Source organism: Streptomyces verrucosisporus (assembly GCF_017114865.1).
GTDB classification, from domain to species: domain Bacteria; phylum Actinomycetota; class Actinomycetes; order Streptomycetales; family Streptomycetaceae; genus Streptomyces; species Streptomyces fenghuangensis.
In genome coordinates this window covers 459,969-474,827 of sequence record NZ_JADEYH010000001.1, presented here as the reverse complement: position 1 = coordinate 474,827, position 14,859 = coordinate 459,969, and the positions used below count along the sequence as shown (strand labels likewise).

At 72.7% G+C, this 14,859-nt stretch carries 9 protein-coding genes; 3 read left to right on the top strand and 6 right to left on the bottom strand.

Features of this window, described 5'->3' with window-relative positions:
* Window positions 1-24 precede the first annotated feature (24 nt).
* Both IQ279_RS02155 and IQ279_RS02150 read right to left on the bottom strand, forming a co-directional pair.
* Entirely contained in the window at window positions 25-681 is a 657-nt protein-coding gene (locus IQ279_RS02155) for an MBL fold metallo-hydrolase (RefSeq protein ID WP_206346508.1), read from the bottom strand.
* A gap of 48 nt (window positions 682-729) precedes the next feature.
* Window positions 730-1,464: a maleylpyruvate isomerase family mycothiol-dependent enzyme gene (locus tag IQ279_RS02150; protein ID WP_206346507.1), complete on the bottom strand. Its 735-nt coding sequence runs from the start codon at window positions 1,462-1,464 to the stop codon at window positions 730-732.
* 188 nt (window positions 1,465-1,652) lie between these two features.
* Between IQ279_RS02150 and uvrA the strand changes: the two genes are divergently transcribed.
* From uvrA to IQ279_RS02135, 3 genes are all read left to right on the top strand, one after another.
* On the top strand, window positions 1,653-4,499 hold the full coding sequence (gene uvrA / locus IQ279_RS02145; protein ID WP_307792037.1) for an excinuclease ABC subunit UvrA: 2,847 nt from the start codon (window positions 1,653-1,655) through the stop codon (window positions 4,497-4,499).
* A gap of 23 nt (window positions 4,500-4,522) precedes the next feature.
* Window positions 4,523-4,954 carry a Rieske (2Fe-2S) protein gene (locus IQ279_RS02140; RefSeq protein WP_206346506.1) on the top strand — a complete coding sequence of 144 codons (432 nt, stop codon included), beginning with the start codon at window positions 4,523-4,525 and terminating at the stop codon, window positions 4,952-4,954.
* Between the two features lie 239 nt (window positions 4,955-5,193).
* Complete coding sequence (locus IQ279_RS02135; protein WP_372445061.1) at window positions 5,194-8,637, top strand: phosphodiester glycosidase family protein; 3,444 nt, start codon at window positions 5,194-5,196, stop codon at window positions 8,635-8,637.
* Between the two features lie 62 nt (window positions 8,638-8,699).
* On the opposite strand, the gene IQ279_RS02130 is transcribed toward IQ279_RS02135, so the two are convergent.
* From IQ279_RS02130 to uvrB, 4 genes are all read right to left on the bottom strand, one after another.
* The gene (locus tag IQ279_RS02130; RefSeq protein WP_206346504.1) at window positions 8,700-9,686 is read right to left on the bottom strand and encodes a TerC family protein; all 987 of its coding nucleotides are present in this window, start codon (window positions 9,684-9,686) and stop codon (window positions 8,700-8,702) included.
* Between the two features lie 201 nt (window positions 9,687-9,887).
* Entirely contained in the window at window positions 9,888-11,861 is a 1,974-nt protein-coding gene (locus tag IQ279_RS02125) for a TerD family protein (RefSeq protein WP_206346503.1), read from the bottom strand.
* Between the two features lie 87 nt (window positions 11,862-11,948).
* Window positions 11,949-12,527, bottom strand: coding sequence for a TerD family protein (locus IQ279_RS02120; protein WP_206346502.1), 579 nt, complete (start codon window positions 12,525-12,527; stop codon window positions 11,949-11,951).
* Between the two features lie 157 nt (window positions 12,528-12,684).
* Window positions 12,685-14,841: an excinuclease ABC subunit UvrB gene (uvrB, locus tag IQ279_RS02115; RefSeq protein WP_206346501.1), complete on the bottom strand. Its 2,157-nt coding sequence runs from the start codon at window positions 14,839-14,841 to the stop codon at window positions 12,685-12,687.
* Between the last annotated feature and the right edge of the window lie 18 nt (window positions 14,842-14,859).

Below are 14,859 nucleotides of genomic sequence, written 5' to 3'. Positions count from 1 at the left end.
CGTCCCGCCGCCGCGCGGCCCGTGTCACCAGCCGCGTTCGCGCCACTGAGCCAGGTGCGGGCGCTCGGCGCCCAGGGTGGTGTCGGCGCCGTGGCCGGGGTAGACCCAGGTCTCGTCGGGGAGCTCGCCGAAGAGCTTGGCCTCCACGTCGTCCAGCAGCGTGGTGAACGCCTCCGCGTCGCCGCGGGTGTTGCCGACTCCGCCGGGGAAGAGGCAGTCGCCGGTGAACAGGTGCGGGTGGCCGTGGGGGTCGTCGTAGACCAGTGCGATGGAGCCGGGGGTGTGGCCCCGCAGGTGGCGGGCGGTGAGCGTGATGCGGCCGACGGTCACGGTGTCGCCGTCCTCCAGGGGCACGTCGGTGGGCACCGGGATGCCCTCGGTGTCGTGGCGCCCGGCGCAGGTGCGCGCGCCGGTGGCCCGGACGACGGTGTCGAGCGCCTGCCAGTGGTCGCCGTGCCGGTGGGTGGTGACGACCGTGCCGATGCCGTCCTCGCCGATGAGGCCCAGCAGGGTGTCGGGCTCGTTGGCCGCGTCGATCATGAGCTGCTCGCCGGTGGCGCGGCAGCGCAGCAGGTAGGCGTTGTTCTCCATGGGGCCGACCGCGACCTTGGAGATCACCAGGTCGGTCAGCTCGTGGACGTCCGGCGGACCGCCGACCGCGACTTTTCCTGTGTACGGCATGGGCTGTGCGGCTCCTTCCGGGAGGGGGCGCGGTCGGCGATCAGTGTGTCAGAGGGGTGGCAGCGCGGGCAGGGACGCGGCGGAGGCGGTGAGTCCGGTGCCGTCGGTGCGGCCCGTGAGCCAGCCGACGAGCGCGGTGGGCGAGCCGGCGACGGTCACCGCCCGCTCCCCCCGTCCGGCCGCGCGGCCGGTGCGCAGGACGCGGCCGTCCTCCACCCTCAGCTCCACGGGTTCCACATCGGGGTGCCCCGCGAACCGCCTGGCCATGTTCTCCAGCTCGCGGTCGGTGAAGGAGGCCGGCATGTCCGCCAGCCCGTACCCGACGCCGAGGTCGACGTGGTGCAGCTCGACCTCGATCCGGCGGCGGAAGGGGATGGAGGAGGCGAGGTCGGTGACGCCGTTGCGCAGTTCGACGGTGGCGCCCCACTGCTCGCCGGTGAGCCGGGCCATCGCCTCGTCCAGACGGGCGGCGCTGCCGCTCAGGTCCTCCAGCTGGGCAGCCTGGGGGCGGGGGGCGTCGCGCTCGATGTCGGCCTCGCGGGCCTCGGCGCTGGAGTACATGGGGCGGCCGGCCAGCACGTTGACCAGGGCGTCGGCGTTGCGGGCGAGGTGGGCGAGGACATGGCCGCGGGTCCAGCCCGGCAGCTTCGAGGGGGCGGCCAGGGCGGCGTCGTCCAGCTTCCGGACGGCGGCCAGGAGGCGGTCGGTGGACTCCCGCAGGGCGGCGGTGTCGGCGACGGGGTCTGCGGTGGGACCGGCGGGGCCGGCGGCGGGCACAGTCATGATCCAAAGCTATCGCCACCACTCGTTCGGGTGAAGGAGAGGCGGAAGGCCCGTAAATCGAATACACGTGCTATAAGCTCGCGGTGCGCCCCGGGCACGACACCAAGGCGGCGCTACCCCATACCCTTGGGCAGGGGCTCCGGGCAGGCGTCCGGCCCCTACATCCCACACGAAAGGTGCCAATCGGCGTGGCCGACCGTCTCATCGTCCGTGGGGCTCGCGAGCACAATCTAAAGAACGTCTCGCTCGACCTCCCCCGCGACTCCCTCATCGTCTTCACCGGGCTGTCCGGGTCGGGCAAGTCCTCGCTCGCCTTCGACACCATCTTCGCCGAGGGGCAGCGTCGCTACGTGGAGTCGCTGTCCTCCTACGCCCGGCAGTTCCTGGGCCAGATGGACAAGCCCGACGTGGACTTCATCGAGGGCCTGTCCCCGGCGGTCTCCATCGACCAGAAGTCCACCTCCCGCAACCCCCGCTCGACGGTCGGCACCATCACGGAGGTCTACGACTACCTGCGGCTGCTGTTCGCCCGGGTCGGCAAGCCGCACTGCCCCGAGTGCGGGCGCCCGATCGCCCGGCAGTCCCCGCAGGCGATCGTGGACAAGGTGCTCTCCCTGACGGAGGGCAGCCGTTTCCAGGTCCTCTCCCCGCTGGTGCGCCAGCGCAAGGGCGAGTTCGCGGACCTCTTCGCCGAGCTGCAGACCAAGGGCTACAGCCGCGCCCGGGTGGACGGCGCCACGGTCCAGCTCTCCGACCCTCCGAAGCTGAAGAAGCAGGAGAAGCACACGATCGAGGTGGTCATCGACCGCCTGACGGTCAAGGAGAGCGCCAAGCGGCGGCTGACCGACTCCGTCGAGACCGCGCTGGGCCTGTCCGGCGGCATGGTCATCCTCGACTTCGTCGACCTGGACGAGGACGACCCGCAGCGCGAGCGGATGTACTCCGAGCACCTGTACTGCCCCTACGACGACCTGTCGTTCGAGGAGCTGGAGCCGCGCTCGTTCTCCTTCAACTCCCCCTTCGGCGCCTGCCCGGAGTGCAGCGGCATCGGCACCCGTATGGAGGTGGATCCGGAACTGGTCGTCCCCGACCCGGACAAGTCGCTGGACGAGGGCGCGATCCACCCCTGGTCGCACGGTCACAGCAAGGAGTACTTCGGGCGGCTGATCGGCGCCCTGGCCGACGCGCTCGGTTTCCGCACCGACGTCCCCTTCGGCGGACTGCCGCAGCGCGCGAGGAAGGCCCTGCTCAACGGCCACCGCACGCAGATCGAGGTCCGCTACCGCAACCGCTACGGCCGGGAACGGTCGTACACCACGGCCTTCGAGGGCGCGGTCCCGTTCGTGCGGCGGCGGCACTCGGAGGCGGAGACGGACTCCAGCCGGGAGCGCTTCGAGGGCTACATGCGCGAGGTGCCCTGCCCCTCCTGCGAGGGCACACGGCTCAAGCCGATCGTCCTGGCCGTGACGGTGCAGGGGAGGTCGATCGCCGAGATCTCCGCGATGTCGATCAGCGAGTGCGCCGACTTCCTGAGCGCCATGGAGCTCAGCGAGCGCGAGAAGGCCATCGCCGAGCGGGTCCTGAAGGAGGTCAACGAGCGGCTGCGGTTCCTGGTCGACGTCGGCCTGGACTACCTCTCCCTCAACCGCGCCGCCGGGACGCTCTCGGGCGGCGAGGCGCAGCGCATCCGGCTGGCGACCCAGATCGGCTCCGGCCTGGTGGGTGTGCTCTACGTGCTGGACGAGCCCTCCATCGGGCTGCACCAGCGCGACAACCACCGGCTGATCGAGACCCTGGTGCGGCTGCGGGACATGGGCAACACCCTGATCGTCGTCGAGCACGACGAGGACACCATCAAGACCTCCGACTGGGTGGTGGACATCGGCCCGGGCGCGGGCGAGCACGGCGGCGAGGTGGTGCACAGCGGACCGCTGAAGGAGTTGCTGGCCAACGAGGCGTCGGTGACCGGGCAGTACCTGTCGGGACGGAAGGCCATCCCGACACCCGAGGGGCGCCGCCCGGTGGACCGCAAGCGGGTGCTGACCGTCCGCGGCGCCAAGGAGAACAACCTGCGCAACATCGACGTGTCATTCCCGCTGGGAGTGTTCACCGCGGTCACGGGCGTCTCCGGCTCGGGCAAGTCCACCCTGGTCAACGACATCCTCTACACCCACCTGGCCCGCGAGCTGAACGGCGCGAAGTCGGTGCCGGGCCGGCATGTGCGGGTGGAGGGCGACGGGAACGTGGACAAGGTCGTGCACGTCGACCAGTCCCCCATCGGCCGCACCCCCCGCTCCAACCCGGCCACGTACACGGGCGTCTTCGACCATGTGCGCCGGCTGTTCGCGGAGACGACGGAGGCGAAGGTGCGCGGCTACCTGCCGGGGCGCTTCTCCTTCAACGTCAAGGGCGGCCGCTGCGAGAACTGCTCCGGCGACGGCACGATCAAGATCGAGATGAACTTCCTGCCGGACGTGTACGTGCCGTGCGAGGTCTGCCACGGAGCGCGCTACAACCGGGAGACCCTGGAGGTGCACTACAAGGGCAAGTCCATCGCCGAGGTGCTGGACATGCCGATCGAGGAGGCGCTGGGGTTCTTCGAGGCGGTGCCCGCCATCGCCCGCCATCTGCGCACCCTCAACGATGTCGGTCTCGGCTACGTGCGGCTCGGCCAGCCCGCCACCACGCTCTCCGGCGGCGAGGCGCAGCGCGTGAAGCTCGCCTCGGAGCTCCAGAAGCGCTCCACCGGCCGTACGGTCTACGTCCTGGACGAGCCGACCACGGGCCTGCACTTCGAGGACATCAGCAAGCTGATCGAGGTGCTGTCCGGGCTGGTGGACAAGGGCAACACGGTGATCGTCATCGAGCACAACCTCGATGTGGTCAAGACGGCGGACTGGGTGGTGGACATGGGCCCGGAGGGCGGCAGTGGCGGTGGCACGGTCGTCGCCCAGGGCACCCCGGAGCAGGTCGCGGTGGTTCCCGGGAGCCACACCGGCAAGTTCCTCCAGGACGTCCTGCCGCTGAAGCCGTGAGCGGCCGAGAGGAGAACACGACCATGAGCGACGCAGCCCCCGCTCCCCTGGGCCGCCGCACCGTGCTGTGCGGCGTGGCCCTGACCGGGGCCGCGGGCCTCGGCCTGACCGCCTGCTCCGGCGGGGGAGGCGAGCGGACCCCGGCGGTCCCGACCGCGCCCGTGGAACTGGGCGCGGCCGACGCCGTACCCGTGGGCGGCGCCCGGCTGTACCGCGAGAGGAAACTGGTGGTCTCCCAGCCCACCGAGGGCGAGTACAAGGCGTTCAGCGCGGTGTGCACCCACGCGGGCTGTGTACTGACCTCGGTGAAGGAGCTGAAGGCCGACTGCACCTGCCACGGCAGCCTCTTCGACACCACCAGTGGCGAGGTGCTGGCGGGCCCGGCGGGCGCGCCCCTGCCCTCGGTCCCGGTCAGGGTCGAGAACGGCCGCCTCGTCGCCGGACCCGGCGACTGAGCGCAGCCGGACCCGGCGACTGAGCGCAGCCGGACCCGGCGACTGAAGACAGCCGGGCGCGGCCCGGTCCGCTCCCGTACATCCCCCGTGCGTCCGTTCGGTCCAACGGACGCACGGGGGATGCGTGTTGTTCCGGCGATGTTCGCGCACGCCCTCTGGTGCAGACCGGTCGGCCTTGCCACCCTGTGGCGCTGGGCGCGCAGAGAGCGCGTCTCCTCGCAGCGTCTGTGGGTGATGTCGTGTCACGAAGGTCACAGGGCAGAAGACCCTCCGGGCGGACCGCGGTGCGCCTCGCCGCCGTCCTGGCGCTCGGGCTGGGACTGGCGCCACCGGTCGCCGCCGTCCCCGTCACCGCTCCGCCTTCCCCCGCCGTACGCACCGCCACCGCCACCACCACAGCCACCGGTGACGGCATCGAGCTGTCCCGCACCGTACGGCCCGTGGCACCCGGCACCACACTGACCTCGTTCGACCGGCTGGAGCCGGACAAGTGGCTGCGCGCCGACGCCCTCAGCGTCGATCTCGACGGCGGCGCGGAGGTCGACTACCTGTCGCCGGGCTCGGTCTCCGACCGCGCCACCGTCTCCGAGCTGGCCGTCGCGCACGACCCCGGTCCCGGGCGCCGCACCGTCGCCGCCCTCAACGCCGACTTCTTCGACATCAACCAGACCGGCGCCCCGCTCGGTCCGGGCCTGGACGACGGCGAGATCACCCACTCCCCCGCCCCCGGCGTCCACGAGGCGGCCGGTTTCGGCGCGGACGGCGCGGGCCGCGTGCTGGATCTGTACTTCGAGGGCACCCTCACCCTGCCCGACGGGACCGAGCCGCTGGCCGCCTACAACGCCGCGAACGTCCCCGCCGACGGCATCGGCGCCTACAACGCCCGGTGGGGGGCCGCCGACCGCGCCCTGGCCGTGGACGGCGCGTCGCAGGTCACCGAGGTCACCGTCGCCGAAGGCCTGGTCACCGGGGTGGAGGACTCCCCCGGAAGCGGCCCGGTGCCCGAGGGCGCCACCGTGCTGCTCGGCCGGGACACGGGCGCGAAGGCGCTGGCCGCGCTGGCCCCGGGGGATCGGGTGAGCTGGGAGTACGAGCTGCGCACCGACGGCGGCGAGATGCCCCGCACCGCGGTCGGCGGCCGCGGCGTGCTGGTCGAGGACGGCGAGCCGCGGAACTGGGACGGGCGGCCCAACAACACCGCCGCCCCCCGTACCGCCGTGGGCTTCTCCCGGGACGGATCCACGATGCACGTGCTGACCGTGGACGGCCGCCAGGCCGCGTCCGGCGGTGTCACTCTCACCGAACTCGCCGTGATGATGGACGAGCTGGGTGCCCACAACGCGCTCAACCTCGACGGCGGCGGCTCCTCGACGCTGGTCGCCCGCGAGCCCGGCTCGGACACCCCGCAGGTGGAGAACAGCCCCTCCGACGGCTCTGAACGGGAGGTCCCCAACGGGCTGGCCGTCACCGCACCCGACGGCAGTGGAGACCTGGAGGGCTTCTGGGTGGAGACGGCCGCCGAGCCGGCCGAGGCCCCCTCTGCGGACAACGTGCCCGGCGGTCATCCGGAGCGGGTCTTCCCCGGTCTGACCCGCGCGCTCACCGCCGCGGGCCACGACGAGACGTACGGCCCGGCGAACGGCCCGGCAGGACATCCGGAAAGAACGGCCCCCCGCTGGCGCAGCTCCCGCCCCGAGGTCGGCCGGGTGGACGGCGACGGCGTCTTCCACGCCCGTGCGGCGGGTACGGCCGAGGTCGTCGCGCGCCGCGGCGACGCCCGCGGCTCCACCACCCTGACGGTTCTGGGCCCGCTGGAGCGGATCGCCCCCACCCGGGAGCGGGTCGGGCTCCCCGAGCCCGGTGTGGAGGCCGCCTTCGGCTTCACCGGTTTCGACGCCGAGGGCCACAGCGCCCCCGTCGATCCCTCGGACGTGGTGCTCGGCTACGACCGCTCGCTGTTCCGCGTCGACCCCGACCCGGCGCGCGGCGGCTTCACCGTCGCCGCCACCGACGGCACCGAGTCCGCCTCCGGGCTGGTCCGGGCGACCGTCGCGGGGAGGAAGACGGTCCTGGCCGTCACCGTCGGCCTGACCGACCGCGACGTGGCGCGCTTCGACGACGCCGGAAGGTGGACCTTCAGCGCCGCACGCGCCTCCGGCTCCCTGGCCGCCGACCCCGCCGGGCAGGAGGGCACCGGGCTGCGGATGGAGTACGACTTCACTCGCTCCACCGCGACCCGCGCCGCCTACGCCGGCCCCCCGGAGCAGATCCCCGTCCCCGGCCAGCCGCAGAGCTTCACCCTGTGGCTGAAGGGCGACGGCAACGGCGCCTGGCCCTCGCTCCACCTCACCGACGCCGCCGGCACCTCGCAGATACTGCGCGGCCCGCACGTCACCTGGACCGGCTGGCGGCAGATCTCCTTCGAGGTGCCCGAGGGCGTCGCCCATCCGCTGAAGGTGCGGCGGTTCTACCTGGCCGAGACCCGGCCCGGCGAGCTGTACCGCGGCGAGGTCGTACTGGACGAACTGGCCGCCCGGACCCCGCCGGACGTCGACCTGCCCGCCGCCGGCCCCCACCGGGACCCGCTGATCTCGACGGCCGCCGGCACGGCCGGGCGCGACTGGCGGTTCGCGGTGGTCTCCGACGCCCAGTTCGTCGCCCGTGACCCGGACGGCGAAGCGGTGCGCAAGGCCCGGCGCACCCTGCGGGAGGTGAGGGCGGCCCGGCCCGACTTCGCCGTGGTGAACGGGGACTGGGTGGACGAGGGCTCACCCGAGGACCTCGCCTTCGCCCGCCGGGTGCTCGACGAGGAGCTGGGCGGGGAGGTGCCCTGGTACTACGTGCCGGGCAACCACGAGGTGATGGGCGGTTCCATCGACGGCTTCCGTGCGGAGTTCGGCGACGCCCACCGCTCCTTCGACCACGAGGGCACGCGTTTCATCACCCTCGACACCTCCTCGCTGACCCTGCGCGGCGGCGGCTGGGAGCAGATCCGGATGCTGCGGGAGCGGCTGGACGCCGCCGCCCGCGACGAGGGGATCGGCTCGGTCGTGGTGCTGGCGCACGTACCGCCGCGTGACCCGACCCCGCAGCGCGGCAGCCGGCTGACCGACCGGCTGGAGGCGGACCTCCTGGAGGACTGGCTCGGCGACTTCCGCCGCCGCACCGGCAAGGGGGCGGCGTTCATCGGGGCGCACGTCGGCGTCTTCCACGCCTCCCGGGTGGACGGCGTGCCGTATCTGGTCAACGGCAACACGGGCAAGGCGCCGGCCGCGCCCGCCGGCGAGGGCGGCTTCAGCGGCTGGTCGCTGGTCGGGATCGACAAGGGTTCCGGCCGGGACTGGATCTCGGTCCAGACCCGTGCCCATGTGGACGGGCTCTCCCTGACCGCACCCGGTTCCGTGGTGGCGGGCGGCGCGCCGGGGAGGGTCACCGCGACGGTCGTCCAGGGCGACGGGAGCGGCACGCGTACGGTGCCGGTGGGCTGGCCGCTGAGCGCGGACTGGACCGGCTCGCGGGGCCTGTGCACCGGGGACGCGGAGCGGGCACGGGCGCGGGCGGGCTGCGTCGCCCTCCTCGATCCGGTGGCGGGCACCCTGACGGGGCTGCGTCCGGGGACGGTGACCGTGGCGGTGGCCGTGAGCGGCGAGCGGCTTCAGCGGCGGGTCGCGGTGGTGCGGTGACGCACGGCGGCGGTACGGCCGGGCGCGGGCCCGGCCGTACCGCCGCTTCGAAACGGGCCGGCTCAGTCGCGCGGCGCGGCCTGCTCCTGCTCGCGCCCCAGCTTCCGGGAGGCGCGCAGGCTGGTGATCGTGGTGACGACCAGAACGCCGCAGATGACGGCCAGCGACACCGGGGTGGAGATCTCCGGGACGTGCACGCCCTGCTCGTGGAGGGCGTGCAGCACCAGCTTGACGCCGATGAAGCCGAGGATGATCGACAGCCCGTAGGACAGGTGCACCAGCTTCTTGAGCAGTCCGCCGATGAGGAAGTAGAGCTGGCGCAGGCCCATCAGGGCGAAGGCGTTGGCGGTGAAGACGATGTACGGGTCCTGGGTCAGGCCGAAGATCGCCGGGATGGAGTCCAGGGCGAACAGCAGGTCCGTGCTGCCGATGGCCAGCATGACGATCAGCATCGGCGTCATCAGCCGCTTGCCGTTCTCGACGACGAACAGCTTGGTGCCGTGGTACTGGGAGGTGGAGGGGAAGCGCCGCTCGACCATCTTCAGCAGGCGGTTCTCCTCGTACGCCTCCTCCTCATGGCCCTCGGCCTCGGCGCGGGCCTCGCGCACCAGCTTCCAGGCCGTCCAGATGAGGAAGCCGCCGAAGATGAAGAAGATCCAGGAGAAGGTGGAGATCAGCGCGGCGCCGGCCGCGATGAAGATCGCGCGCATCACCAGGGCCATGAGCACACCGACCATCAGCACGCGCTGCTGGTAGATGGTGGGCACCGCGAACTTCGCCATGATCAGGACGAAGACGAAGAGGTTGTCGACGCTGAGCGACTTCTCGGTGATGTAGCCCGCGGCGAACTCGCCCGCCGCCCGGCTCTCCCCGGCGGCGTACAGGCCGGCGCCGAAGAGGATCGCCAGGACGACCCAGACGATCGTCCAGGTGCCCGCCTCCTTCATGGAGACCTCGTGCGGTTTGCGTCCGCCGATGAAGAAGTCGGCGGCGATGAGGGCGCACAGGCCGACGATCGTCAGCGCCCAGGTGGTCGTGGAAACGTCCATGCAGGAATCCTCCGGCTCCGGTTGCCGGAGGTCTCCTCCGCCCTGGGCCCGGCCGGGCCGCGGGCCGGCGCCCCGGGGCCGGTCACACCCGGCCCGTACTGACGGGAACGCCGCATACGGGAGTACTCCCCTCCGCTCAAGGCAGAGTAAAGCAGAGCCAAGAAAAGGCAAAGCCGAAGGGGCGGTCGCGGCTTCGCCCCGTCAGCGCCCGTGCCGCCGGCGGGCCTCGGCCACCCGCCCCAGCGCCCTGGACAGGACCGGGCTGCCGGCCGGCACCAGCGGCGGCTCGTACGTCCACGCGTGGCCGACCCATGGGTCGGCGAGGTGGTCGTCGGGCACGGGGGTGATCCGCAGCAGCGACCGCCACAGCGGGTCGAGCACGGGGCCGTACTCCCGCGCCTCCTCCCGGTCGGCGACCATCATCAGATGGACCCCGGCGGACGGCCCCTCGTCCGCGAGGTAGCGCAGCAGGTTGACGGCGCGGTCGTCGAAACCGTGCGGGAAGTCGTGGACGATCAGCAGCTGCCCGGTCAGGTCCACGTCCGGCGGGAGCGCGTCGGTGGCGCGGGTGCGCACCGCCATCCGCACCAGATCGACGCGGCGGGTCAGTCCGGCGAGCACCCGGGCGACGCCCTGCGGGCCCGTGGCGGGCGGCTCGCGCAGCGCGCCGGACTCCGTCAGCGGGGCCAGGGCGGACGCCGCGGCGCCGGTGGGGTCGAGCACGTGCACGGTGAGATCGCCGGCCGGGTGGACTGCGAGCAGCCGGCCGGCGACGGCGGTGGCAAGCTCACCGGCCAGGCGGCGCCTTCGGTGCGGGTCGGCCGTGAGGGAGGCGGCCGAGGAGGTACGCCCGGCGTCGATCCACAGTCCCCGCTCCAGGGGCAGCCGTATCAGCATGGGGATGCGCAGGCCGCTGTGCTCGGGGAGGCCGAGGTCGCCCAGGCGCACTGCCATCGGCGCCTGGGCGGGCACCCGGTAGGCGTCCCAGACGGGGCTGTCCCAGCGGGCGAAGGCGGGCGGCAGGGCCGGTTCGACGACCTCGGACTCGGCGGTGAGCTGGGCGAGGTCGCGCTCGAGGGCGGCACGGGCCCGGCCGACGAGTTCGGCGCGGCGCTTCCCGGCCCCGGCGCGGGCGGCGTCCGTGCCGGGGCCGAGCCTGGAGCGCGGGTCGGCCAGCGCCTTGTCCAGTTCCCGTTCCATGCGCGAGTCGGCGAAGTCGACCGCGCCGCGGTAGGCGGCGGTGGTGCGGGCCAGGTCCTCGAACATGCCCCAGACCTGGTTGTAGAGCCGCTCCTCCATGCTCCAGCCCGGTCCGTCGCCCGCCACGGGCCGGTCGGGCGTTCCGGGCCGGCCGGAGGGCGCGGAGGGCGGCGGCCCGGCCGTCGCACGGGGCGCGCGGCGGGGGTGGCGGTAGTCCACCGGCCCCGAGGCGGCGGACGTGGGCGGTGCGGACGGTGCGGACGGCACCGCGGGAGCGGGCCGGGGCGCCGTAGCGGATTCCGGCGGCGTGTCCGGGAGTGTTCCGGAGAGCGTCTCCGGTGCGATACCCGGCCCGCCGGCCGGCACGGTACGCCGGCTCCGCCCCCCGCCCCCGGCACGGGCCGGCGGCGCCGCGGCACGGGACGCGCCCGGGGCGATGGCCTCCTCCACGGCGGCGGCCGTCTCACGCGCCCGGGGCAGTCCCTGGTCCTCCAGCAGGGCCGCGAGCCCACCCGCGTAGCCCTGGCCGACCGCGCGTATCTTCCAGGCGCCCTGCCTGCGGTAGAGCTCCACCGCGACGACGGCGGACTCGGCGCCGAGTCCGGTGACGGTGTAACCGGCGACCTCGGTGCCGTCCGGGCCGGTGACGGCCACGACGGGGGCGGCCAGCGTACCGAAGGAGAGCGGCCCGCCGGCCCCGGCGGGCAGGACGAGAAGCACGCTGACCCGGTGTACGGCCTCCGGGAGCGCCTCCAGGTCCACCGCGATCCGGTGGTCGGCGGCGGCTTGCCGGGAGACCTCCACTCCGGGCGGCCGGGGAGAGCCGGGATGGGCGATCCAGCCCGGCTCGCGCAGCCGTCCGGCCTCGTCGCCCAGCGTCGCCCCGGCGACGGCCGGCCCTTCCGCCGACACCCGGATCTCCAGACGGCTACCGGGCAGTGGGTGGTTCTGTCCCCGGACCAGTTCGGCCGCCATCACCGCGCCCCCTCCTGCGTGTGTTCCGCTGTGCTCCGCCGCGGGCCGGCGCCTCGCCCCGCCGAGGGCCCCGGCCGCTCGCCCCTCCTACAGCAGGGGGGTGATCGAGGGCATCAGGTCCTGGAAGGTGCGGCCGTTGGCCTCGGTGCCCAGAGCGGTCATCTGCCAGCCCTCGCCCTGGCGGTGGACCTTGGCCATGATCTGCGCGGTGTGCCCGCCACCGCCGGTGAGGGTGTAGCGCGCCAGCTCCTGACCGTTCGTCTCGTCCACCAGCCGGCAGAAGGCGTTCTGCACCTCGGCGAAGGTCTGACCGGTGAAGGAGTTCACGGTGAAGACGATCTGGTCGATGTGGACCGGCACCCGCTGGAGGTCCACCAGGATCGCCTCGTCGTCGCCGCCCTGCCCGGCGCCGCCGACGAGGTTGTCGCCGGTGTGCCGCACGGAGCCGTCGTCGCTCACCAGATGGCGGAAGAAGACGACGTCCACGGGCTGCTGACCGGCGAAGAGCACGGCCGAGGCGTCCAGGTCGATCTCCTGGGTGCGGCGGCCGAACAGGCCCCGGCGGGGAGCCGCCTGCCAGCCGAGCCCCATCCGCACCGCGGTCAGGGTGCCCCCGTCGGACTTCTGCAGGCTGACCGCCTGCCCCTTGGACAAGTTGACCGTCACGTGCGTTCCCCTCTTTCCAGCCATTGCGATCGGCCGCCGTCCGAGGCGACCGCCACGAACCCTACGCACCGCCGTCGGCGGCGCGGACGGGGCGGGTGGGCTTTGTGTCGTTCCTGCAACACTCGCCCGCGCTCCGCCGACCCGCATCGCCCTCACATCACCGCAGGCCCGCCTCCTTCATCTGCCGCAGCTCCTTCTTCAGTTCGCCGACCTCGTCGCGCAGCCGGGCGGCCACCTCGAACTTCAGCTCGGCCGCCGCGGCCCGCATGCGCTCGGTCATCTCCTCGATGAGTTCGGCGAGTTCCGCGGCGGGCCGGTCGGTGGGCCGGCCGGCCTCCCGGCCCCTGCCCGCCGCGCCCCGTGCGCGGTCGCCGTCCGCGCCCGCCGCGCGGCCGAGGTCGGGCACCGGGGCCTTGGCCCGGCGTTCCTCTCCCGCGCCGGCCTTGCGGTAGCCGCTGTCCAGCAGTTCCCGGGTGTCGACCTCCTCGCGGGCGATCGTCGCCACGATGTCGCCGATCTTCTTGCGCAGGGGCTGCGGGTCGATGCCGTTCGCCTCGTTGTAGGCGATCTGCTTGACCCGGCGCCGGTTGGTCTCGTCGATGGCCTTGGCCATCGCCGGGGTGATCTTGTCGGCGTACATGTGCACCTGACCCGAGACGTTGCGCGCCGCGCGGCCGATGGTCTGGATCAGGGAGGTGCCCGAGCGCAGGAAACCCTCCTTGTCCGCGTCGAGGATGGCCACCAGCGAGACCTCCGGCAGGTCCAGGCCCTCGCGCAGCAGGTTGATGCCGACCAGCACGTCGTACTCGCCGGCGCGCAGCTCGCGCAGCAGCTCCACCCGGCGCAGGGTGTCCACGTCGCTGTGCAGGTAGCGGACCTGGATGCCCAGCTCCAGGAAGTAGTCGGTCAGGTCCTCGGCCATCTTCTTGGTCAGCGTGGTGACCAGGACGCGCTCGTCCCTCTCGGTGCGGGTGCGGATCTCGTGCACCAGGTCGTCGATCTGGCCCTCGGTGGGCTTGACCACGACCTCCGGGTCGACCAGGCCGGTGGGGCGGATGATCTGCTCCACCACGCCGTCGGAGCGCGACAGCTCGTACTGCCCCGGTGTCGCCGACAGATAGACCGTCTGCCCGATGCGCCCCAGGAACTCCTCCCACTTCAGCGGACGGTTGTCCATCGCGGACGGCAGCCGGAAACCGTGGTCGACCAGGGTCCGCTTCCGCGAGGCGTCGCCCTCGTACATGGCGCCGATCTGCGGGACGGTGACGTGGGACTCGTCGATGACCAGCAGGAAGTCGTCGGGGAAGTAGTCGAGCAGGGTGTGCGGCGGCGAGCCCTTCTCACGGCCGTCGATGTGCAGCGAGTAGTTCTCGATGCCGGAGCAGGTGCCGATCTGCCGCATCATCTCGATGTCGTACGTCGTCCGCATCCGCAGCCGCTGCGCCTCCAGCAGCTTGCCCTGCTTCTCCATGCGGGCCAGGGTCTCCTCCAGCTCCGCCTCGATCCCCGCGACGGCCCGCTCCATGCGCTCGGGGCCCGCGACGTAGTGGGAGGCGGGGAAGACGAACAGCTCCCGGTCCTCGGAGACGACCTCGCCGGTGAGGGGGTGGAGCGTGGAGAGGGCCTCGATCTCGTCGCCGAACATCTCGATGCGGACGGCCAGCTCCTCGTAGACCGGGAAGATCTCGACCGTGTCGCCGCGCACCCGGAAGGTGCCGCGGGTGAACGCCATGTCGTTGCGGGTGTACTGGATGTCGACGAAACGGCGCAGCAGCGCGTCCCGGTCGATCTCCTCGCCGACCCTCAGCGGCACCATCCGGTCGACGTACTCCTGCGGCGTGCCCAGGCCGTAGATGCACGAGACGGAGGCGACCACGACGACGTCGCGCCGGGTGAGCAGCGAGTTCGTCGCGCTGTGGCGCAGCCGCTCGACCTCCTCGTTGATGGAGGAGTCCTTCTCGATGTAGGTGTCCGTCTGCGGAACGTACGCCTCGGGCTGGTAGTAGTCGTAGTACGACACGAAGTACTCGACGGCGTTGTTCGGCAGGAGTTCGCGGAACTCGTTGGCGAGCTGGGCCGCGAGCGTCTTGTTCGGCGCCATCACCAGAGTCGGCCGCTGGAGCCTTTCGATCATCCACGCGGTGGTCGCCGACTTGCCGGTGCCGGTCGCGCCCAGCAGGACGACGTCCTTCTCGCCTGCCGTGACGCGCCCGGCCAGCTCGTCGATGGCCGCCGGCTGGTCGCCGCTGGGCTGATAGGGACTGACGACCTCGAAGGGCGCCGTCCTGCGTTCGATCTGGGTCTGGGGCCGCATGTCCACCACGTTACGTCC

Excerpts from the sequence above, each read along its gene's own strand:
- IQ279_RS02140 (WP_206346506.1), top strand. The coding sequence starts at position 4,523 with ATGAGCGACGCAGCCCCCGCTCCCCTGGGCCGCCGCACCGTGCTGTGC.
- IQ279_RS02125 (WP_206346503.1), bottom strand. The coding sequence starts at position 11,861 with ATGGCGGCCGAACTGGTCCGGGGACAGAACCACCCACTGCCCGGTAGC.
- IQ279_RS02150 (WP_206346507.1), bottom strand. The coding sequence starts at position 1,464 with ATGACTGTGCCCGCCGCCGGCCCCGCCGGTCCCACCGCAGACCCCGTC.
- uvrB (WP_206346501.1), bottom strand. The coding sequence starts at position 14,841 with ATGCGGCCCCAGACCCAGATCGAACGCAGGACGGCGCCCTTCGAGGTC.
- IQ279_RS02130 (WP_206346504.1), bottom strand. The coding sequence starts at position 9,686 with ATGGACGTTTCCACGACCACCTGGGCGCTGACGATCGTCGGCCTGTGC.
- IQ279_RS02155 (WP_206346508.1), bottom strand. The coding sequence starts at position 681 with ATGCCGTACACAGGAAAAGTCGCGGTCGGCGGTCCGCCGGACGTCCAC.